Origin of the sequence: Acinetobacter sp. yr461 (genome assembly GCF_900110445.1) — a bacterium.
Taxonomy (GTDB): domain Bacteria; phylum Pseudomonadota; class Gammaproteobacteria; order Pseudomonadales; family Moraxellaceae; genus Acinetobacter; species Acinetobacter calcoaceticus.
This window is the reverse complement of record NZ_FODU01000008.1, coordinates 1-19762: the sequence shown is the minus strand read 5'-3', so window position 1 is coordinate 19762 and position 19762 is coordinate 1. Positions and strand designations below refer to the sequence as shown.

At 39.2% G+C, this 19762-nt stretch carries 22 protein-coding genes and 1 rRNA gene; 16 read left to right on the top strand and 7 right to left on the bottom strand.

From position 1 onward, the window contains the following. Positions 1 to 86 precede the first annotated feature (86 nt). The 4 genes from tgt to secF all read left to right on the top strand — a co-directional run bounded on the left by tgt (position 87) and on the right by secF (position 4574). Complete coding sequence (gene tgt / locus BMW38_RS12565; protein WP_017390148.1) at positions 87 to 1220, top strand: tRNA guanosine(34) transglycosylase Tgt; 1134 nt, start codon at positions 87 to 89, stop codon at positions 1218 to 1220. Between the two features lie 97 nt (positions 1221 to 1317). Continuing rightward, positions 1318 to 1647 carry a preprotein translocase subunit YajC gene (gene yajC, locus BMW38_RS12560; protein WP_003655131.1) on the top strand — a complete coding sequence of 110 codons (330 nt, stop codon included), beginning with the start codon at positions 1318 to 1320 and terminating at the stop codon, positions 1645 to 1647. A 51-nt stretch (positions 1648 to 1698) separates the two neighbouring features. Continuing rightward, entirely contained in the window at positions 1699 to 3600 is a 1902-nt protein-coding gene (gene secD, locus BMW38_RS12555; RefSeq protein ID WP_004638762.1) for a protein translocase subunit SecD, read from the top strand. Between the two features lie 8 nt (positions 3601 to 3608). Continuing rightward, on the top strand, positions 3609 to 4574 hold the full coding sequence (gene secF / locus BMW38_RS12550; protein WP_017392409.1) for a protein translocase subunit SecF: 966 nt from the start codon (positions 3609 to 3611) through the stop codon (positions 4572 to 4574). Positions 4575 to 4637: 63 nt separating this feature from the next. Here secF and coaBC read toward each other — a convergent pair whose 3' ends face one another. Further along, a complete protein-coding gene (gene coaBC, locus BMW38_RS12545; protein WP_003655128.1) occupies positions 4638 to 5891 on the bottom strand; it encodes a bifunctional phosphopantothenoylcysteine decarboxylase/phosphopantothenate--cysteine ligase CoaBC in 1254 nt (417 codons plus the stop codon). 99 nt (positions 5892 to 5990) lie between these two features. On the opposite strand from coaBC, the gene radC reads away from it, so the two are divergent. Then, complete coding sequence (gene radC / locus BMW38_RS12540; RefSeq protein WP_092708573.1) at positions 5991 to 6710, top strand: RadC family protein; 720 nt, start codon at positions 5991 to 5993, stop codon at positions 6708 to 6710. A gap of 61 nt (positions 6711 to 6771) precedes the next feature. After that, positions 6772 to 7683, top strand: a complete 912-nt coding sequence (locus BMW38_RS12535) for a bestrophin family protein (protein ID WP_005064169.1) — start codon at positions 6772 to 6774, stop codon at positions 7681 to 7683. Between the two features lie 4 nt (positions 7684 to 7687). Here the strand turns inward: BMW38_RS12535 and BMW38_RS12530 are convergent, their stop codons facing one another. Further along, positions 7688 to 8539: a PHP domain-containing protein gene (locus tag BMW38_RS12530; RefSeq protein ID WP_004638753.1), complete on the bottom strand. Its 852-nt coding sequence runs from the start codon at positions 8537 to 8539 to the stop codon at positions 7688 to 7690. A gap of 44 nt (positions 8540 to 8583) precedes the next feature. Between BMW38_RS12530 and BMW38_RS12525 the strand changes: the two genes are divergently transcribed. From BMW38_RS12525 to mnmC, 4 genes are read left to right on the top strand one after another with little or no spacing between them, the layout of a single operon-like run. Further along, positions 8584 to 9198 carry a septation protein IspZ gene (locus BMW38_RS12525; RefSeq protein ID WP_092708570.1) on the top strand — a complete coding sequence of 205 codons (615 nt, stop codon included), beginning with the start codon at positions 8584 to 8586 and terminating at the stop codon, positions 9196 to 9198. A 34-nt stretch (positions 9199 to 9232) separates the two neighbouring features. Continuing rightward, positions 9233 to 9535, top strand: a complete 303-nt coding sequence (locus BMW38_RS12520; RefSeq protein ID WP_056483568.1) for a YciI family protein — start codon at positions 9233 to 9235, stop codon at positions 9533 to 9535. Positions 9536 to 9539: 4 nt separating this feature from the next. Further along, the gene (locus BMW38_RS12515; RefSeq protein WP_092708567.1) at positions 9540 to 10004 is read left to right on the top strand and encodes a hypothetical protein; all 465 of its coding nucleotides are present in this window, start codon (positions 9540 to 9542) and stop codon (positions 10002 to 10004) included. A gap of 23 nt (positions 10005 to 10027) precedes the next feature. Further along, positions 10028 to 11902 (top strand): FAD-dependent 5-carboxymethylaminomethyl-2-thiouridine(34) oxidoreductase MnmC, encoded by a 1875-nt coding sequence (gene mnmC, locus BMW38_RS12510; protein ID WP_092708565.1) that lies wholly within the window; start codon positions 10028 to 10030, stop codon positions 11900 to 11902. A 37-nt stretch (positions 11903 to 11939) separates the two neighbouring features. Here the strand turns inward: mnmC and BMW38_RS12505 are convergent, their stop codons facing one another. Continuing rightward, on the bottom strand, positions 11940 to 12254 hold the full coding sequence (locus tag BMW38_RS12505; protein ID WP_004638747.1) for a rhodanese-like domain-containing protein: 315 nt from the start codon (positions 12252 to 12254) through the stop codon (positions 11940 to 11942). A gap of 91 nt (positions 12255 to 12345) precedes the next feature. On the opposite strand from BMW38_RS12505, the gene BMW38_RS12500 reads away from it, so the two are divergent. From BMW38_RS12500 to BMW38_RS12490, 3 genes are all read left to right on the top strand, one after another. Further along, on the top strand, positions 12346 to 12834 hold the full coding sequence (locus tag BMW38_RS12500; RefSeq protein ID WP_005036089.1) for a YajQ family cyclic di-GMP-binding protein: 489 nt from the start codon (positions 12346 to 12348) through the stop codon (positions 12832 to 12834). Between the two features lie 35 nt (positions 12835 to 12869). Next, complete coding sequence (locus BMW38_RS12495; protein WP_092708563.1) at positions 12870 to 13364, top strand: DUF4442 domain-containing protein; 495 nt, start codon at positions 12870 to 12872, stop codon at positions 13362 to 13364. Positions 13365 to 13440: 76 nt separating this feature from the next. Next, positions 13441 to 13947 carry a nuclear transport factor 2 family protein gene (locus BMW38_RS12490; RefSeq protein ID WP_092708561.1) on the top strand — a complete coding sequence of 169 codons (507 nt, stop codon included), beginning with the start codon at positions 13441 to 13443 and terminating at the stop codon, positions 13945 to 13947. Between the two features lie 70 nt (positions 13948 to 14017). Here the strand turns inward: BMW38_RS12490 and BMW38_RS12485 are convergent, their stop codons facing one another. From BMW38_RS12485 to BMW38_RS12475, 3 genes are read right to left on the bottom strand one after another with little or no spacing between them, the layout of a single operon-like run. After that, a complete protein-coding gene (locus tag BMW38_RS12485; protein WP_092708558.1) occupies positions 14018 to 14434 on the bottom strand; it encodes an acyl-CoA thioesterase in 417 nt (138 codons plus the stop codon). Position 14435: 1 nt separating this feature from the next. After that, entirely contained in the window at positions 14436 to 14873 is a 438-nt protein-coding gene (trxC, locus tag BMW38_RS12480) for a thioredoxin TrxC (protein WP_092708555.1), read from the bottom strand. Continuing rightward, positions 14874 to 15770, bottom strand: a complete 897-nt coding sequence (locus BMW38_RS12475; protein WP_092708552.1) for an alpha/beta hydrolase — start codon at positions 15768 to 15770, stop codon at positions 14874 to 14876. It lies immediately after the preceding gene. Between the two features lie 189 nt (positions 15771 to 15959). On the opposite strand from BMW38_RS12475, the gene BMW38_RS12470 reads away from it, so the two are divergent. The 3 genes from BMW38_RS12470 to BMW38_RS12460 all read left to right on the top strand — a co-directional run bounded on the left by BMW38_RS12470 (position 15960) and on the right by BMW38_RS12460 (position 19310). Beyond that, on the top strand, positions 15960 to 16295 hold the full coding sequence (locus BMW38_RS12470) for a TIGR01244 family sulfur transferase (RefSeq protein WP_005036085.1): 336 nt from the start codon (positions 15960 to 15962) through the stop codon (positions 16293 to 16295). A gap of 364 nt (positions 16296 to 16659) precedes the next feature. Then, entirely contained in the window at positions 16660 to 17856 is a 1197-nt protein-coding gene (locus BMW38_RS12465; protein ID WP_092708549.1) for a hypothetical protein, read from the top strand. A gap of 83 nt (positions 17857 to 17939) precedes the next feature. Next, entirely contained in the window at positions 17940 to 19310 is a 1371-nt protein-coding gene (locus BMW38_RS12460) for a dihydrolipoyl dehydrogenase (protein ID WP_092708546.1), read from the top strand. 138 nt (positions 19311 to 19448) lie between these two features. Here BMW38_RS12460 and rrf read toward each other — a convergent pair. Beyond that, a 5S ribosomal RNA gene (gene rrf / locus BMW38_RS12455) occupies positions 19449 to 19563 on the bottom strand. Positions 19564 to 19762 lie beyond the last annotated feature (199 nt).

The following is a 19762-nucleotide window of genomic DNA, read 5'->3' as shown; positions in this document are numbered from 1 at the left end:
AGAACTACATCGCAGAATCAAGGAAAATAGCTCTCTTTTTAGCAGCGAACTGTTTCTTCGCCTCTGCTCGTGTTCAGGATTTTTAGATGAAGTTTGAAAAATTAGGTCAGTCGGGGCGCGCCCGTCGTGGTCGTTTAACTTTAGAGCATGGTGTTGTTGAAACACCTGTTTTTATGCCAGTAGGGACTTACGGCACAGTCAAAGGTATGCTACCGCGTGATATCGAAGACATTCAGGCACAAATTATTTTAGGAAATACATTCCATTTATATTTGCGTCCAGGTCTCGAAGTGATTAAAGAACACGGCGGTTTGCATGACTTTATTAAATGGAATAAGCCAATTTTGACTGACTCTGGCGGTTTCCAGGTTTTTAGTCTTGGCGCAATGCGCAAAATCAAAGAGGAAGGTGTTACTTTCCGCTCACCGATTGATGGTTCAAAAGTATTTTTATCACCTGAAATTTCTATGGAAATTCAGCAGGTTTTGAACTCTGATATCGTCATGATTTTTGATGAATGTACACCTTATCCTGCAACGCATGAAGAAGCACAAAAATCATTGCAGCTTTCTTTACGCTGGGCAAAACGTTGTAAAACCCATCATCATGATGAGCTCAAAAATAAGAATGCGTTATTTGGCATTATTCAAGGCGGTATGTATGAAGACTTACGTGATGAGTCTTTAAATGGTCTTCTTGAAATCGGATTTGACGGTTATGCGATTGGCGGTTTATCTGTAGGTGAACCTAAAGATGAGATGATCAAAGTTTTAGATTATCTACCAAGCAAAATGCCACAAGATAAACCGCGTTACTTGATGGGCGTTGGTAAACCTGAAGATATCGTTGAAGCGGTGCGCCGCGGTGTCGATATGTTCGACTGTGTAATGCCAACCCGTAATGCGCGAAACGGTCATTATTTTGTCACTGATGGTCTGGTACGTATTCGTAATAGTAAATATCGCCATGACCAGAGCCCGCTCGATCCGCATTGCGATTGCTACACATGTAAAAACTTTACCCGTGCTTATCTATTCCATCTTGAAAAATGTGGAGAGATGTTAGCGTCTATGCTCGGTACCATTCATAACTTACGTTATTACCAACGTTTAACTGAAGGTATGCGTGATGCATTAGAAAATGGCACATTTGACGAATTTGTTCAGGACTTTTATGCCCGTCGTGGTTTAGAAGTTCCACCATGTCCAGTTGATGAATAAGCCCGATTTGCGCTCAACCTCAAGACAAGGTAAATTGCAAAACGAATTAGGATTATGTCAGGTATCTGACTCATATTTTTAACTTTAGGAAATCAAAATGAGCTTTTTAATTTCTGCTGCACATGCAGCACCGGCAGCTGGCCCAACTACAGGTATTTTGCCAAACATCTTGATGATTGTCGTATTCGTTGCAATCTTTTATTTCTTAATTTGGCGCCCTCAAGCAAAACGTGCTAAAGAGCACCGTTCTTTAATCGAGAGCTTAGGTGTAGGTAGTGAAGTTGTGTTCGCTGGTGGTTTAATGGGCAAAGTGACCAAAATTGAAGGTGACTATGCAGTTGTTGAACTTAGCCGTGGTGTAGAAGTAAAAATTCAGCGTGCCAGCGTAATTTCAGTATTACCTGAAGGCACTCTAAATAACCTTTAATCATAAAACAGTCGTGCTTTAGCACGACTTTTTCATTTAAGAAGAAAGCGAATGCGTTACCCTGCATGGAAATATTTACTGATTCTGGTTGTTCTGGTAATCAGTACATTATACGCACTGCCTAGTCTATATCCGGATGAGCCCGCAGTTCAAATTTCCGGTGCCAAAGCTGGCACCCAAATTGATCAAAGTGTGGTGCAAAAAGCAGAGCAAATTTTAAAAACAGCAAACATTGCAAGTCACGATAATACTTTTACAAATAATGCTGCCCTATTGCGTGTCAGCTCTTCTGAAGCGCAGTTAAAAGCAAAAGAAGTATTACGCCGTGACTTAGGTGATCAATATGTTGTCGCCCTAAACCTTGCACCAACCACACCGGAATGGTTGCAAAAGATTGGGGCAAAACCAATGAAACTTGGTTTGGACTTACGTGGTGGTGTCCACTTCTTGCTTGAAGTAGATATGGACAAAGCCGTTGCCCAACGTATGGAAACCTCTGCCACCGATTTGCGTCGTCAGTTCCGTGAAAACAAGATCAAATTTAATAGTCTTGCATTAACTAATAATGTGATCACTGTTCAATTTGCTGACAATGCTGACCGTGATGCAGCAATGGATTTTTTACGTCGTAATGGGAATGAATATACCCAACAGGCATTAGCAAGCTCTACAGGTTCTACTTTAAAGCTTTCTTATACTGATGTACGTCGCCAAGAAATTCAGTCATATGCGGTGAATCAAAACTTAACAACATTACGTAATCGTATTAACGAACTTGGTGTTGCAGAAGCATTGGTACAAAGTCAGGGTAGCAACCGTATTGTCGTTGAATTACCGGGTGTTCAAGATACAGCTGAAGCGAAACGTGTTTTAGGCCGTACTGCAAACCTCGAATTCCGTTTGGTTTCTGACGCAAATGATCAATATATTGACCCATATACAGGTAAATATAATGGTCAACCTTTACCTCCGGGCACAGAAGTTTTTGCTTATGAGTCTTTAGACAGCGGTCGTCAACTTTTGTTGCAACGTAACCGTATCTTGACGGGTGAGCGCGTTCAAAATGCAAGTTCTGGCTTTAGCCAAGACTCTGGTGGTGCCGAAGTAAATATTACTCTCGACAGCGCTGGCGGTAAGCTTATGTCCGATGCAACTCGTAATGCTGTTGGTAAACGCATGGCGGTATTGTTCATCGAAAATAAGCAAAAAATTACTTATGTCACAGATCCTAAAACTGGTGCACAAACAGAAGTTCGTACTCCATACACTGAATCTGTAGTCATCAATGCTGCAACAGTTCAGGCCGTTTTAGGTTCAACTTTCCGTATTACCGGTTTAAGTTCTCCTCAAGAAGCATCAGAACTTGCATTAATGCTACGTGCAGGTGCTTTGGCTGCGCCAATGTATTTTGTTGAAGAACGTGTAGTTGGTCCAAGCCTTGGTCAAGAAAACATTGATAAGGGCGTATTATCAACTCAAATCGGCTTCTTGCTTGTTGCAATCTGGATGGTGGTTTTCTTCCGTCTATTCGGTTTAATCGCTAACTTTGCACTCGTTGTTAACTTGGCAATGATTTTAACGGTTATGTCATGGATTGGGGCTTCCCTCACCTTACCAGGTATTGCGGGTATCGTTATTACCATTGGTATGGCCGTCGATGCGAACGTATTGATATGTGAGCGTATTCGAGAAGAAATGCTCTGGGGTGCATCGCCCAAACAGGCCATTGTGGCCGGTTATGATCGAGCCTACAACACCATTTTTGACTCGAACTTAACGACGTTCCTCGTTGCATTCATTTTGTTTGCAATTGGTACAGGCCCGATCAAAGGTTTCGCCGTAACATTAATGATTGGTATCGTGTGTTCGATGTTTACTGCAATTACAGTGACTCGCGCAATTGTACAAATCATTTATGGTAAACGCCGTAATTTGAAAAAGTTGAGCATTTAAGGAGATCGATGATGACTAAAGTGACTCAACAAGATTCAAAACAATATGGACGTCCGGATGATGCAAAAATCATCCCGTTCATGAAGATTGCTAAACCTGCGGCAATCTTCTCGATCCTTATTACGTTAGCGAGTATTTTCTTTATTGTAACTAAAGGTCTTAACCTCGGTTTGGACTTTACAGGTGGTGTTTCAGCTGAGCTTAACTACGCTCAACCAGCAAATCAGTCTGAAGTTATTCAGGCACTCGATAAAGCTGGCTTTAAAGATGCTGTAGTACAGACACTTGGTAGCAATAAAGACTTACTTGTACGCATGCCTGTACAAGAAGTTAAGGTTGAAGACCTTAATAACGCGATTACTAAGGCTGTACAGTTGCCAAACAATGCCGCAGAAGTTCACAAAGTGGACTCTGTAGGTGGTCAAGTTGGTAACGAGCTTTATGTTCGCTCTGCTGGTGCGGTTGCACTTGCACTTATCTTAATGTTGATTTACGTGACGATCCGTTTCGAGTTTAAACTCGCAATGGGTGCCGTGATGTCTTTATTCCACGACATCATCATTATTATTGGTGCTTTTGCATTATTCCAATGGCCATTTGACCTTACGGTTTTAGCTGCGGTACTTGCTGTCATTGGCTTCTCGCTTAACGATAACATTGTAGTGTCAGACCGTATCCGTGAAAATTTCCGTAAAATTCGCGGAGCGACTCCTCGTGAAATCATCGATATTGCTTTAACCGAGACTTTACGTCGTACCATTCATACATCAATGACCTTATTGCTTGTCGTTCTAGCAATGATGTTCTTAGGTGGTGATGGTCTACACTGGTTCGCTGTTGCAATGTTTGTTGGTGTCTTTGTAGGTACTTACTCTTCAATTTATATCGGTACAGCTTTTGCCTTATGGCGTGGTCTTAACCGTCAGGACTTCATCGTTCAGGTTAAGCCTGAATTTGAAGATGAAATTCCTTAAGTTGTCTAATTAAGACATATAAAAAAACCGCGATTAATTCGCGGTTTTTTTATTTAAAACATATTATTTACGGCGCAATGCATCCGAAATTGCTTCAACTAACTGTTGAGAAATTTCTTGTTTAGATGCTTTCTCTAACTCACGCTTTTTCATGTGATAGTTTTCAGCAAAGAAAACCGTCATGGCATTTTCATCAGAAGCAAAACCAATATCTGCACGTGATACATCATTACATGCAATCATATCTAGTTTTTTAGCGACCAGTTTTCCTGCTGCATACTCTTCAACATTTTGTGTTTCAGCAGCAAAGCCCACCATAAATGGACGTTTTTCCTGACCCGCAATGGTTGCCACAATATCTGGATTTTTCACAAGGGAAACATTCAACTCATCCCCTGCCTTCTTAATTTTATGCTCGGCAACTTCTGCTACGCGATAGTCCGCGACTGCGGCAGTTGCAATGAAGATATCACACCCTGTTTCTAACGAGTTCATGCTGATATCTAACATTTGTCTTGCAGAAGCAACATTTACTCTTTTTACACCATTCGGTGTATCTAAACTTACAGGCCCAGCAATTAGCGTCACTTGTGCGCCAGCAGCGTAACAAGCAGCAGCTAAAGCAAAGCCCATTTTACCAGTACTGTGGTTCGAGATATAACGAACAGGGTCAATCGCTTCACGCGTTGGCCCAGCGGTAATCACAACTCGCTTTCCAGCCAACAAGCCAAATTTTTCAGCGATTGCACGTTGAGCCTGATGAAAATAGCCAGCGACTTGCCTTGCAATTTCTTCTGGCTCTGGCATACGGCCTAAACCGACATCACCACATGCCTGCTCACCCGCATCCGGCATAATCACATGCACGCCATCTTCGACTAAGGTTTGTAAATTTCGTTGCGTTGCTTTGGCCGCCCACATTTGCTGGTTCATGGCAGGTGCAACCCACACAGGAGATTTTGTTGCCAAAAACACTGTACTGAGCAAGTCATCTGCTAAACCATGCGCAAATTTTGCCAAAGTATCGCAGCTTGCAGGCGCAACCAGTAATAAATCAGCCCAACGTGCTAATTCAATATGTCCCATCCCAGCTTCAGCCGCAGGATCTAAAAGTTCAGTATGAACGGGATTACCAGAAAGAGCCTGAAACGTTAGTGGGGTAATAAATGCCTGAGCACCATGTGTCATGACAACACGCACGTCAAAGCCATAATCTTTAAGGCGACGGACTAAAATGGCACTTTTATAGGCAGCAATTCCGCCAGTGACAGCTAAAACAATGTTTTTATGAGGAATAACACTTAGATCAAAGCTCACGAACAGGATACCTTACTGTTGCAGTGGCGCTCACAATAGCATTAAATACGCGCAGACCCAAGATTGATTGGGCAAACAAAATAAAATTTTAAGCGAATAATGCTGGGGAATATGAATACTTCTATTAAAAATTGGCCCGAACAAGAACGGCCAAGAGAACGGTTATTACAACAAGGTCCGCAAAGTCTCTCAGATGCAGAGCTACTTGCGATTTTTCTTCGCTCAGGTTCACGACAACATTCAGCAGTCGAATTGTCACGTTTACTCATCCAACGCTTTGGTAGCCTAAATGCAGTATTTGATTCATCGTTAAGTGAGTTAATTCAGTTTAATGGAATTGGAGCAACGAAATATTCACAATTACTAGCAGTCAAAGAGCTCGGACGGCGTTATCTCGATCATCACTTTCAGAAAAATAATCTCAGCCTTCACACTTCTGATTTAGTCTTGGATTATTTGCGCTACGAATTAAAAGGCGAGAAACAAGAAGTCTTTGCAGTACTCTGTCTAGATCCAGAATTAAGAAAACTTCACTTTAAAAAGTTATTTTTTGGGTCAGTTCAACATTGTGCAGTTTCAGTCAATCAAACCCTACGCTACGCCCTACAACAACATGCTTGCCAACTGGTCATTGCACACAATCATCCCTTTGGTTCAGCACAGCCTTCTGCTGAAGATATTGCATTAACTCAACAACTGGAACATGCCTGTCAGCTTGTCGAAATACGCCTCTTGGATCATTTTATTATCTCACCAGAAGGAAGCTTTTCATTTGCTGAACAACAACTGCTCAACCCAACAATAATATCAGTTCAATGATATTGACAAAGGGGCACTAAGCCTAGAAGATCAAAGCAAAAATAGTGACGTTAAAAATAAAATGATTGTTCGTGAGCAGCCTAGTATTTTCAAAGTATTATTCTCTTGGCGAGGGACAATTTTACCCAAAATTTTACCCTCTCTAGGGGTCGTTATGCTGATTTCGGCAATCATTGGGGGCGTAGAATATATCAATCTTTATCGCTTTCCAGAGATTCCTTTGGTTGGCTTTACTCTTATTGGTGTCGTACTTTCTATTTTCTTGGGATTTAAAAATACTGCATGTTATGACCGTTGGTGGGAAGCCCGAAAATTATGGGGCGTTTTAATTGCAACTTCACGCCATTTTGACCGCGACTGCCGAATTTTGACTCAAGCCCGCCGTGAACGTGTGATTCAACATGTGATTGTTTTTGCTAACGTGTTACGTGATCGTTTACGTCGTCAGACGGCGAACCCAACTGAGCTCATACAAACCAGCGGTATGAGCCAGCAAGCACTCACCCAGCTCTATCAGCAAAATAATGCCCCTCAGTACACACTTAGCCTCATTCACTGGGAATTATTGCAAGCGCTTAAAGAAGGTGAAATCTCAGACATCATCTATGCACAGATGAATAAAAATGTTGCAGATTTAAGTGTCGTACAAACTGGCTGTGACCGAATCGCCAATACGCCTATTCCATTTGCCTATTCAGTTTTGCTCAATCGCACTGTCTATTTTTTCTGTTTTATGTTGCCATTTAGTCTTGGTTCATTGCTTGGATTAGCAACACCTTTACTGGTGGGAATATTGGCATATACATTCTTAGGACTTGATGCACTCAGCTCGGAAATTGAAGAGCCTTTCGGTACTCAAAGTAATGATTTACCTTTAGACGCCATGGTACGTAGTATCGAAATTGAACTTTTAGGGACTTTGGGTAAACCTACCCCACCACCAATTCAAGCTCAAGATAATAACTTGTTGTAATGTCTTAGAGAAAACGTTCCCAAACACCTTGCTGATTAGCCGTTGGCTTAGGTGTATTTCCCAGTTTAATCCATGGCATATTTTCACCATGAAAATCACTGCCAATCGATACGGCTAATTGATATTGCTCAATCATCCGATCAATCATCTGGCGAGTAGATAAAGTTTCCATGGGTGGAGGTAACTCAATTGCATCTCCACCTGAAGTTGCGAACAATTCAATTAAATATCGAACGTTAGTTGCAGATAAATCATAACGAGTCGGATGTGCTAAAACTGCCAACCCTTTACTTTCGTGAATCATGTCAATTGTTTCTTTTAACCCTAAACCTTCAAACTTTACAAAAGCACGTCTTCCCTCTTTTAAGAAACGATCAAATGCTTGTTGAGGACGGGTTACAACTTTTTTCTCGACCAGTGTTTTAGCAATGTGTGTTCTGGTGATGCGATCTGCCTGATCTTCTACTTTGGCAAGAACATCCTCATAAATCTGAAAACCAATACATTTTTCTAATAAATCGCAAATTACTTTAGCTCTTTGCGCTCGTACTCTTTTTTGTTGTTCTAATGCTTCTAAAATTGGTGCTTCATTTTGCATGTTTAAAGCAACAATATGTACGCCATAACTCTTCTTCGTTGTTGGACGTGACCACTGACTTGAAATCTCTGTACCAGAAATGATTTTTAAATCATGACCTTGTGCAGCAATTCTAGCTCGCTGCAACCCATCCATTGTATCGTGGTCAGTTAAAGCCAAAGTATGCAAATTCACATCTATAGCAGCTTGCACCAATAATTCCGGAGACAAAGTTCCATCAGAAATATTGCTATGTGTATGTAAATCTATGCCTTGCATCTTTTATACTATGCCATTCACCAAACCTGATCAGATACTCTAACATGAAAGCACTTCTGGACTTTGTTCCATTAATTATTTTCTTCTATTTATATAAAACAGTTGATCCAACCGACACACAGCATCCTTTACTTAAACTGATCGGGTCTGCTGGTGGTGCCGATAATAATAATATTCTTGTAGCAACTACTGGCTTAATTATTTCAATGCTTGTGGTATATGGTGCCCTATTTGTTTTCCAAAAATTCCGTCTAGATAAACAACAGTGGTTTGTATTGTTTATGACTGTCATTTTTGGTGGTATCACCCTCATGTTAAGTGATGATTTCTATATTCGTCTGAAAGCTGCAATTTTGAATTTGATTTTTGCAGGTGCATTCTTAGTTTCACCTTGGTTTGGTAAAGATCGTAAGCCACTCATACGACGTCTATTTGACCCTATTTTAGAGTTAAGTGAAAAAGGTTGGAAAAATCTAAATTTTGCTTGGGCAGTCATGTTTGTGGTGATGTCTTGTTTACATATCTTCTTCGCGTTTTTATTTCACGGCGGAAAATATTGGGGTGAATTCACTGCATTTGGTGACATGATTGTCATGTTTTCATTTATCATTATTCAGTTCATTATTTTACGTAAACATTTTAAGTCACCTGAAGCTTAAAATGATTCCTGATTGATTACAGAGATACGATTACATGCCTTTTTTTGTTCTAAGCTGTACCGATAACGAAGGAACTTTAGAAAAACGCTTGGCCGTACGCCCTCAGCATATCGAACGTTTGCAAAAACTTGATGATGAAGGCCGCCTTGTTACAGCGGGAGCTATGCCAAAAGACCCGAATGATCTTCAAGCAGGTTTTTATGGCAGCACCATGATTGTTGAATTCGACAGTCGCGAAGCATTAGACGAATGGTTAAAAGAAGAACCATTTCTCAAAGAAGGCATTTACGCTCATATTGATGTAAAACCGTTTAATAAAGCATTTCCAAAAGGGTAATCATATGCACCCTGCAATCAAAAGCTTTCTTGGCTTGTGTTTGATCTGTTCAACTGCTAGTGCAGTTGAACCTACTGCCACACCAGCAACGACTCCTCCAAGTGCATCTTCAACTCAGGCTGCGAATCAGCCAGTTCCAACAGCTGGTACAACGGCGTCGACCGCAACAAAACCACTCACGGCTGAGCAACTTGCAAAGAATAAACAACAGCAAGATGCGAAAATCAAAGCTTTAGTTCAAGATCAGGCATCTCGTTTAAAACAGTTAGAACATGCCAATCTTGAAGCACTCGCCCAGAACCAAGAGTTACAGTTAAAAAATGATAGCCTCTCTGTTCAGGTTCAAGTCTTACAAAGCGAACGTAGTGCGCAAATGTTTTTATATGGCGCGGTTACCTTAGCGGGTGGCGTATTACTAGGTTTCTTTATCTCTAGTTATATTCATACAAAACGTCGACGCCAGTGGTAAATCCAAGCGATCTATTAAACTAAATGAACGTATCAAACCGTATACAAACAGCAGAACTGGACTGGGAATTAATCGATGGTATCGAGGTTCCCATTTCCAAACAATTTGGTGATGTCTATTTCTCTAAAGATAATGGCCTACTTGAAACACGGCATGTTTTTCTAAATGGTAACGACTTATCAGAACGCTTAGCCAATTTAAAAGATTTTGAATATTTCAGTGTAGGAGAAACCGGTTTTGGTACGGGTTTAAACATTCTTGCACTCTGGCATCTTTGGCAACAAGTCCGTCCTGATAATCAAAGCCATTTACACGCCATTAGTGTTGAAAAATTTCCATTAAGTAAAGCCGACCTCATTCGCGCTTTGAATGTCTGGGATGAGCTTAAACCACTTGCAGACCAGTTAATTGAACAATATCCGCTACCTATTGCTGGATGCCATCGTTTAAGCTTCCCTGAAGAGCGTTTTAGCATCGACTTATGGCTAGGAGATGCACAAGATATTTTCCCAAGCATGGCTAAAACTAAAGCAGTAAATGCTTGGTTTTTAGATGGCTTTGCACCCTCTTGCAATCCAGACATGTGGGAACAAAACGTTTTAAACCATATTGTCCGTCTTTCTGACTATGGCAGTACATTTTCCTCTTTTAGTGTCGCTGGTGTTTTAAAACGTGGGCTAAAAGCGCATGGAATTAATATTTCTCGTCCACGTGGTTTTCGACATAAGAGGGAAATGCTCAAAGCAATCTGGAATCCACCTCAATCTGATGATGAGTCCTCACCATTAGACCTAGTTCACTCATTGAGTAAGGGACAACAGCATATTGCGATTATTGGGGCCGGTATAGCAGGTTTAACTACAGCGTGGGCATTTGCAGCACGTGGACATCAAGTCACCCTATATGAGCGAACAGAGGCATTATCTGGCGCTTCTGGAAACCCTTTAGCCCTGCTTAATCCAAAACTATGTCCAATTGAGCAAAGTCATGAACATCTCATGACCTTAAGTTGGCAACATGCCTTGAATTTTTATAAAAATTTTCAAGCATTTCGTCCACTTCAAATACAACAAATCGCCTTAAAAAATGCTGATGAACTTCTCGATCTTGTAAATCAATATCCAGCTCAGGTTGTTACCCACTCAATCAACTCACTTGAAACCGCATATTCTAGTGTTGTACTTACCGACGCGGGTTCTGTTTCACCACATCAATTACGTGATGAAATTTTGCAACATCCTTTGATCGATTTAAAAATTCTCAATATTACAGAGCTTGTATCTTGTGAAAATAAAGTACAAATCATAAGCGAGAATAAAACTATCGATGAAAGCGACCATGTGATCGTATGCTGTGCACGTCAAAGCGCGGCTTTTTTTGAAAGCTATCCGCAGTTAAAACCAATACGTGGGCAAGTAAGCTGGGTTGACAATACTTTTGCTCCCCTGCCTTTACAGGAAGCTTATAGCTATGGCGGCTACTGTATGCAACTTAATGCTTCACAGATGATTTTAGGTGCGTCTTTCTACCCAAATCGTGAGGATCAAGAAGTAGTGCCAGAAGACCATGTGCATAACTTTGAATTAATCCACAGCGTATTCCCTGAATATGCACAACAATTGCCTTCTACAACTACTTGGCAAGGCCGAGCATCTATCCGCGCACAAAGCTTAGATTATTTTCCTCTCGTTGGAATAATGCAGGAGAATAGCCGAATTGCTACTTTTGCTGGTCTTGGTTCTAAGGGCTTCTTATTTGCTCCGCTATGCAGTGAGATCTTAGTTGCCCAAATGTTAGGAGAAGCTTGTCCAGTACCGGACCGCTTATTACAAAAATTGAATCCGCAACGATTCCAAAAAAAAGTAAAACCTAAAAAGCCTTATTTCAAACCACAATAGTTCAATTCCATAAAAAAGCACCCGAAGGTGCTTTTTTTTATGCGCCCTGCTCTAGAGGCAAGCCGGCATCACGAGCTGCACGTGTCCCCCCCATCAGCACGACATATTCACGCGAGGCATCGAATCCTTCTAGTGTCTCAGCTGCACGAGGAGCTTTGCTACCACCACCACATAAAATATAAATCGGCTGACCCGCAGAGACCTGGTTCAAAATATCAGCATTCAAATCATTAATCGGGCGATTTACCGCACCTTTAACATGCCCTTCTGCATAAGCATTTGTATCACGGACATCCCAGATAACAGCATTTTCTGGGAATTCAAATGTTGTAATTTCTTGTTTACGGATCATTGTGCACTCCTTTGATGTAAACAACACTTGGCAAATGAAGAAAACCCTCTTAGCATCTCAAATATTCTTTCCCTTTGTAAAGGTCTAAACTATGCCTTCTTTCGATATTGTCTCTGAATTAGAGATTTTTGAAGTTAATCATGCTGTACAGAACACACAAAAAGAGATTGCAACACGTTTTGACTTTCGTGGTCATGATGTTTCAGTCGAAATAAACGAAAAAAATAAAGAAATTAAAATCAGTACCGAAAGCGATTTCCAGTGTGAACAAGTTTACAACATGTTAGAAAATCATTTTTACAAACGTAAAATTGATATACAAGCTCTAGACCCGCAAAAAGCTGCTGCTTCAGGTAAAAATTTTGTACAGGTCATTAAACTTAAAGACGGTCTTGACTCAGATACTGCAAAAAAAATTAATAAAGCCATTAAAGAAAGTGGCGTTAAAGTGCAATCTTCTATCCAAGGCGACAAAATTCGTGTAACGGATAAAAAGCGCGACACTTTACAACAAGTGATGAATTTTTTACGTGAACAACAATTTGGTGTGCCATTACAGTTTAATAACTTTAAAGATTAATCTCTTGTCGTGACATTTAAAGCTAAGGTAATTCCATGTCTCAATCCAATCGTCTATCAAAACTGGTAAAAGCGACTTCAAAATTCCCTAAAGGTATTCGGAGTACACTTTGGAGCAAGGCATTTGGTCGTATCGTGCCAATGGTGGGTACAGCAAATATTCGCTATCTGGAAGTAGACTCAAACCACGTTACTGTCCGTTTAGAAAACCAAAAAAATATGCAGAATCATATTAAAGGAGTCCATGCTGCTGCTATGGCTCTTTTAGCAGAAACTGCAACTGGTTTCCTAACGGGTTTACACATTCCTGATAACCGCATTTTATTAATCAAATCATTGCATGTAGATTATTTAAAAGTGGTTGAAGGCGGTTTGACTGCCACAGCAACGTTATCTGCTGAACAACAAAAGTTTATTGCTGATCATGAGAAAGGTGAACTTGTGATTCCGGTTACTGTGATTGATGATGCAGGCAATGAACCAATCCATTGCCAAATGCTGTGGGCATGGTTACCTAAACGTAAGAAATAATAACGAATCTAAAGTACTGTTAGATTTTTATTTGCCTCAAGATATAAAAATTATTTTTTGTATCTTGAGGTCAAAAATGAAAAAAATACTGATTCTTTCCTCTTTATTTACTAGTTTAATATTTACAACAATAACGACTCATGCGACTGAACCTCACGTTAAAACCAGTAAATTAACTTCGACCAAATCAGAAGCGATAGATAAAGTAAGCGTTCAAAACAAAAAAATAGTGATCGACTTTTATGAAGGTGTCTTTTTAAAACACAAAGTCAAAGAATATGCAGACCGTTATATTGGTCAACAATACATTCAGCACAATCCTAATGTGCCAGATGGGAAAGCACCTTTCGTTAATTTCTTCACTGAAAAATTCCAAAAAAATCCACAAGCTAAAAATGAGATTAAACGTGCGATTGCTGAAGGTAATCTTGTCGTTTTACATGTCCATTCGACCGAAAATGAAAAAGATCGAGGAAGAGCGATTATTGATATATTTCGTGTCGAAAATGGAAAAATCATAGAGCATTGGGATGTAATACAAAATATTCCAGAGCAAAGTAAGAATACAAATACGATGTTTTAATTTCTAAAAACTAGTTTTTCTTTTGAATAAAGATTAAAGCCTGAATACTGATATTCAGGCTTTTTACGTTTTATTGAGTATCTAAAAACTTTTGTCTCGCTTCTTCAGGAATCTGACGCTTATTACCTTTTACATCAACTGCCACAAAGGTAAAGACTCCTTCGGTAATGCGTATTGGTTCACGAGAGTCATCATGACTATCCCAAACTTCAATTTGCATCTGAATAGAAGTGTTTCCAACTTTTAAGATTTTGGTATAGCAGCTAATGACAAAGCCAACCTTTACCGGAACCAAAAAGGTCATTTGATTAATGGAAATCGTAGCACAGCGGCCACGACTGAAACGTTCTGCGTGAATTGCTCCAGCCAAGTCCATTTGTGACACAATCCATCCACCAAAGACATCACCACTCCAGTTTGTATCGGCTGGCATGGCAATCGTTTGTAAGGATAAAACCCCTTCTGGTTTGGTATAAGCTTCTGACACCTTAGCTCCCGAAATTCGTTTGAAGTTGTTGATCAAGCCACTGTTGCAATTCAGGCGCACGTAATGCACCGCTAATACGTGCGACCTCTGTCGTTTTATTCATTAAGACAAGTGTCGGAATACTTCTCACATGAAAAGCTTGGCTCAAGCGAGGAGATTCTTCGGTATCAATCTTGGCAAAAATAACGCCTGGATTCTGTTTTGCGACCTGCGCAAAATGTGGTGCCATCATTTTACAAGGTCCGCACCATTCTGCCCATAAGTCTATGAAAATAGGTAGATCACTATTCGTGATGTAGTTACTAAAATTTTGCTCATTTAACTCAATAGGTGCAAGCGGTAGTAATGGCTGATGACATTGCCCACAGCTTGGTTGCTCAGGAAGTTTTTCTTCCGGAACTCGGTTTTTTGCACCGCACGATGCACATACAATAATCATTTACACCACTCCTATATGCTGATGTAAAAATTCTAATTGGGTTATCACTGCTTTTTCAAACCATGAACCGTGATAAATATCAAAATGTTTCATATCCCACTCATGATAACTCACAAAAGGCGCAATATTTGTGGCAGCTTCGCGGCTTGATTCAATAGGAATAAGTGAATCTTTTTGGGCCGCAATAAATAAAACTGGAATATTAATCTGGCGTACAACTTGAATTGGGCGGTATCGCATCAAATTAAAAAAGACACGTGCAGGAACTTCCCCACTCCAATAATAGTCAGGATTTACAATCGATAAATAACCATAATAACTATCAGCTGTAGGCATAAAACATAAATTATTTTGATCGACAACAGGCAATCTTTTGGGATTAAGGCCCATTTTTGATCCCATATAATCCTGACTCGATAACTTCAATGCCTGAGGATAACGTTGCAAAGGATAAAGCTTGGCAGTTTCAGCGCCATCAACATAAGGAATTTGTACTAAAATTGCCTGAATATTTTTTAATTCAGAAGCAAGACTTAGCGCATATCCCCCACTTAATGAGGTCCCCCACAACACGATCCTTCGATTATCCACAAGCTTACAAGTAGAAGCGTATTGAATTACTGTCTTCCAATCTTCTAACTGCGAATTAATAGAGACCATTTCTCTTGGCTTGCCAGTGCTCCCACCCCAATATCGATAATCAAACAAAATAACAGCATAACCCGCCTGTGCGAATCGCTGAGCATATTGGATTAATTTAAATTGACGCAACGCAGCAAAACCATGGGCCATAATAATTACGGCAGATTTTTTATTTGTTTTTGGAATATAAAAATCAGCTGCGATCGTTTCCTGACCACATGGAACATATAAAGGCTCAACCGTATAAGCGTGCATATGTGCTCCGTTGAAATAGAATATGAATAACCAATTTTAAAATAGCTTGATGATCATTTTTAAAATTTATAACTTAGCTATAAGACATAACTTTCTCAGTCAGAACAACACACGAGTGTCTTGTATCTCAGGTTAAGCTTAATGCTATGATACAGCATAAGAGGTTTTGTTAAATTTTGGAGTGACGAAATGTCAGAGAATGTTGGTTTCGCAGGTCAAATTGGTCCAGAGCATGTTGGCCAAGTTGTAGAAAAAGGATTTAAATCGATTATTAATAATCGACCAGATATGGAAGGCGGCCCAGAACAACCTACAAGTGCTCAAATTGAAGAAGCAGCACGTCAAGTAGGTCTAGACTACGTTTATCAACCTGTTGTAGCTGGACAGATTACAGAACTCGATGTACGTACTTTCGCAAATCATTACAATGAGTTGCCAAAACCTGTACTGATGTTCTGCCGTACAGGAAACCGCTCAAACAACCTATATCAGTTAGCAAAACAAATGGATTTGCTAGACGATTAATTTTAAGAAATTAATATTTTATAAAACCCTATTTCTTCTTTAAAGTAGGGTTTTTTGATAACTTATTTTGCATATCTCTGCACGAACTCAACAGAACTAAAAATAATATTGATCTAAAGTATTTAAATCTTTTTGAATCATTTATTAATTTTCATGAATAAATTTATATTTGCTCTTTTAACCTGTCTAATTCTTACAGCATGCTCATCAATGCAAGTAAAGCCTACAGTTGGAGTAACTATGGGTACAAGAATTTAATTAGCTAACTGCTCATAAATATAATGAGCAACCTCATGAAATATATGTTATTTTATAAATCTAAAAAATTATTTTAAATAACTTATCATTTTAATTGGGGATAATGATGAAACTTACTCATGGGGTATGTGGGATTACTTTGGCTGCTTTTTTGACAGCTTGTGGTGGAGGTGGCGGTGATGGCTACTATAACCAAAATTCAAATTCTGGCTCTACACCAACACCAACCACACCATCAACAGATCAAGAGTTGGCTACTTCTGTTTTAAATAGCGTAAAGCAAGAAGGAAAATATTTGTTTGGCGCCTATGATCTTAACGATGAAAAGTTATCAAAAGGTTACATTGATCACGCACTAGACACCTTCGCTCAAGGCCCACTCAAGTTAACCTTAGATATTCGAAAAGTAGATCTTACCAAGTACTCCGACCACTATCGTGAAAAATGCTTTCTAAAGAGTACTACAGACTACCGTGCCTGCTACGTATTTAAAGGTGAAGAAATTAAAACTTTGCTCTCTGGTTATAATGATTGGGACTTTGATATTACAGCAGACGATTTAAAAAATATTAAACTGGCAAGCGATAATACATCTCCAAATTTAGAGGATTATCAATCAAATACCAGAATTTATATTTTTCAAAATGAAAATAATGATAAGAACTTCCAAGATGTAACAATTACTGGAGCCTTTGCATATCCATTCCAACAATCATGGGGACTTGAACAAACTAAACAAAAAAGATTTGTATTAATTAATTCAACAACAAGCGATTATAAAATTACTACAACGACTATTGTTCAAGATCCAGAAACAGGTCAACCCACTGAAAAAGAAGTTACTACTGGTGCAATGAGTGTATATAAAGATAATACATCAACTGATGGTGATCTCTACGTAGTTCAGGGTGGTTCTGGTTTCAATGTACTTATCAATGATAACTCTAATGTTCCTTTTGCAGAACCAATCTCATTTGTCGTGAACTCAATAGCAGGAAACACAAATAATGCGACATATAAGGTGAGTCAATCTGGTAATCAAATCCTGAGCTTACCTAATATTAGCAGCCTTGAAGGAAGTCGCGTTGAGAATGAAGCTCCAACGACTAATACACAAAAATTTAATGGCAGTATTTATCTAGAAGGAAAAGATATATTTACCTTTAAACAAAGCATGAACGGAACCACTTTGAACTTTAAACATTTAATTAATGGCATAAGCATTGAAGGTCAATCTATTAATCAGAATGGAACTGTTTCCACCACTTTAAAAACACCTTTTATGCAAAAACTTACATTTTAAAGCTAAATAATTAGAACTAAACCCTCTGTTGAAGAGGGTTTTTCTATATATTCTAAATATCTATTAAAATAGCTTAATGAAGAATGTTCGATATTATTATCATTGGCGCAGGTACAGCAGGCATCAGCGCCTACAAAGAAGCGGTTAAATATACTAAGAATCTTTTAATTATAAATGATGGACCATGGGATACCACTTGTGCTCGTGTAGGCTGCATGCCAAGTAAAGTCCTCATCTCTACAGCAAACCGTATGTTTGACATTCAAAATGCTCAAGAGGTTGCTTTGGATGTATCTGCAAAAATTAATACTGATCAAGTGATGCAGCACGTACAAACTTTACGTGATCGTTTTACGCAAGCAACTTTAAAAGATGTAGAACAATGGCCTGCCGAACATAAAATTTCTGGTAAAGCACATTTTATTGATGCACAGACTTTAAAAGTTAACGGGAAACAGTACCAATCAAAAAGTTTTATTCTAGCGGTTGGTTCAACTCCTAATTATGATCAAACCTGGAAGCAAGAACTCGGTAATCGACTTATAACAACAGATCAAATATTCGAATTAAAAACACTACCTAAATCTATTGCAGTCATTGGTAGTGGTGTGATTGCCCTTGAGATCGCGCAAGCCTTGCATCGTTTGGGCGTAGAAACCACTATATTTGCTCGCAGTAAACGAATTGGAATACTGACTAGCTCGAAACTTCAACAACTTGCGCAAAAAGAGCTAGGGAAAGAGTTAAAAATTCTATTCGAGAGTTTACCAAGTGCAGTTAAATGTAATTCTGAGGGTGTCATATTAAATTACAAACTTGAAGAAAAAGAGAAAACTCTCAAAGTTGAATATGTTCTAGTTGCAACAGGCCGTTCAAGTTTACTTGATACTTTAAAACTAGAAAATATTGATAATTCTTTTAAAGATATTGAGTTATTACCTATAAATGCAAAAACCAAGCAATTAGAGACTTATCCAATTTTTATTGCCGGTGATGCTTATACCTCAACACCATTACAACATGAAGCAGCACATGAGGGCAAAAAAGTTGTTCACAACTGTTTGAACTATCCACACGTCAATCCAATTAAGACTCTTACCCCATTAGGAATTGTATTTAGTGATCCAGAAATGGCGATTGTTGGGCAAAGCTATAAACAACTAAAAGACACTGGTATAGACTTTATTACAGGCGAAGCTTCTTATGAACGACAAGGTAGAGCTATCGTCCTTGGAAAAAACAAAGGAGGCATTGAGGTTTATATAGAGAAAGAAAGTCAGAAGCTTCTCGGTGCTGAGTTATTTACAGAGGCAACAGAACATATGGCTCATCTATTAAGCTGGATAATAGGTGAAGGTTTAACTTTAAATGATATTTTAGAGAAACCCTTTTATCACCCAACTCTAGAAGAAGGTCTTCGCACTGCTTTAAAACATGCTCGTAGACAGTTATAAATGGATTTTATTGATTAGATATTTTTTTTAATTAATTGCTACTTAAGTAGGCTTAATATTTCTAAATTTTTTATTTTCGTATTTTATTACGCGCATAAAAAAACACCCCCAACTGATGTTGAGGGTGTTTGAATAATGAGCTGGCGATGACTTACTCTCACATGGGAAACCCCACACTACCATCAGCGCTAAGAGGTTTCACTTCTGAGTTCGGGAAGGGATCAGGTGGTTCACTCTTGCTATGGTCGCCAGCACAACTGGTATGGATACTTGCATTGGTCTTATTGGTTGCCGATGCTTTTTCCAAATCTTTACAGATGGGCTGATTGAGTCTTACTTTATTTTGTTCATTTTAGCTAAGCGTATAACTAAATCAAGTTGCTTTGCATATTAATGAATCGATTGATGCTTTATATACAACTGCTTGGGTGTTGTATAGTCAAGCCTCACGA

What these genes read in the sequence shown, in the direction of transcription:
- BMW38_RS12475 (WP_092708552.1), bottom strand. Translation starts at nt 15,770, where the DNA reads ATGCACGCTTATACGGTTGAGCCTTTATATGTTCCATGTGGTCAGGAA.
- trxC (WP_092708555.1), bottom strand. Translation starts at nt 14,873, where the DNA reads ATGATTATTGTATGTGCATCGTGCGGTGCAAAAAACCGAGTTCCGGAA.
- BMW38_RS12530 (WP_004638753.1), bottom strand. Translation starts at nt 8,539, where the DNA reads ATGCAAGGCATAGATTTACATACACATAGCAATATTTCTGATGGAACT.
- BMW38_RS12470 (WP_005036085.1), top strand. Translation starts at nt 15,960, where the DNA reads ATGTCAGAGAATGTTGGTTTCGCAGGTCAAATTGGTCCAGAGCATGTT.
- BMW38_RS12490 (WP_092708561.1), top strand. Translation starts at nt 13,441, where the DNA reads ATGAAAAAAATACTGATTCTTTCCTCTTTATTTACTAGTTTAATATTT.
- yajC (WP_003655131.1), top strand. Translation starts at nt 1,318, where the DNA reads ATGAGCTTTTTAATTTCTGCTGCACATGCAGCACCGGCAGCTGGCCCA.
- secD (WP_004638762.1), top strand. Translation starts at nt 1,699, where the DNA reads ATGCGTTACCCTGCATGGAAATATTTACTGATTCTGGTTGTTCTGGTA.
- BMW38_RS12465 (WP_092708549.1), top strand. Translation starts at nt 16,660, where the DNA reads ATGAAACTTACTCATGGGGTATGTGGGATTACTTTGGCTGCTTTTTTG.
- BMW38_RS12535 (WP_005064169.1), top strand. Translation starts at nt 6,772, where the DNA reads ATGATTGTTCGTGAGCAGCCTAGTATTTTCAAAGTATTATTCTCTTGG.
- secF (WP_017392409.1), top strand. Translation starts at nt 3,609, where the DNA reads ATGATGACTAAAGTGACTCAACAAGATTCAAAACAATATGGACGTCCG.
- mnmC (WP_092708565.1), top strand. Translation starts at nt 10,028, where the DNA reads ATGAACGTATCAAACCGTATACAAACAGCAGAACTGGACTGGGAATTA.
- BMW38_RS12505 (WP_004638747.1), bottom strand. Translation starts at nt 12,254, where the DNA reads ATGATCCGTAAACAAGAAATTACAACATTTGAATTCCCAGAAAATGCT.
- BMW38_RS12515 (WP_092708567.1), top strand. Translation starts at nt 9,540, where the DNA reads ATGCACCCTGCAATCAAAAGCTTTCTTGGCTTGTGTTTGATCTGTTCA.
- BMW38_RS12495 (WP_092708563.1), top strand. Translation starts at nt 12,870, where the DNA reads ATGTCTCAATCCAATCGTCTATCAAAACTGGTAAAAGCGACTTCAAAA.
- BMW38_RS12520 (WP_056483568.1), top strand. Translation starts at nt 9,233, where the DNA reads ATGCCTTTTTTTGTTCTAAGCTGTACCGATAACGAAGGAACTTTAGAA.
- radC (WP_092708573.1), top strand. Translation starts at nt 5,991, where the DNA reads ATGCTGGGGAATATGAATACTTCTATTAAAAATTGGCCCGAACAAGAA.
- BMW38_RS12525 (WP_092708570.1), top strand. Translation starts at nt 8,584, where the DNA reads ATGAAAGCACTTCTGGACTTTGTTCCATTAATTATTTTCTTCTATTTA.
- BMW38_RS12460 (WP_092708546.1), top strand. Translation starts at nt 17,940, where the DNA reads ATGTTCGATATTATTATCATTGGCGCAGGTACAGCAGGCATCAGCGCC.
- tgt (WP_017390148.1), top strand. Translation starts at nt 87, where the DNA reads ATGAAGTTTGAAAAATTAGGTCAGTCGGGGCGCGCCCGTCGTGGTCGT.
- BMW38_RS12500 (WP_005036089.1), top strand. Translation starts at nt 12,346, where the DNA reads ATGCCTTCTTTCGATATTGTCTCTGAATTAGAGATTTTTGAAGTTAAT.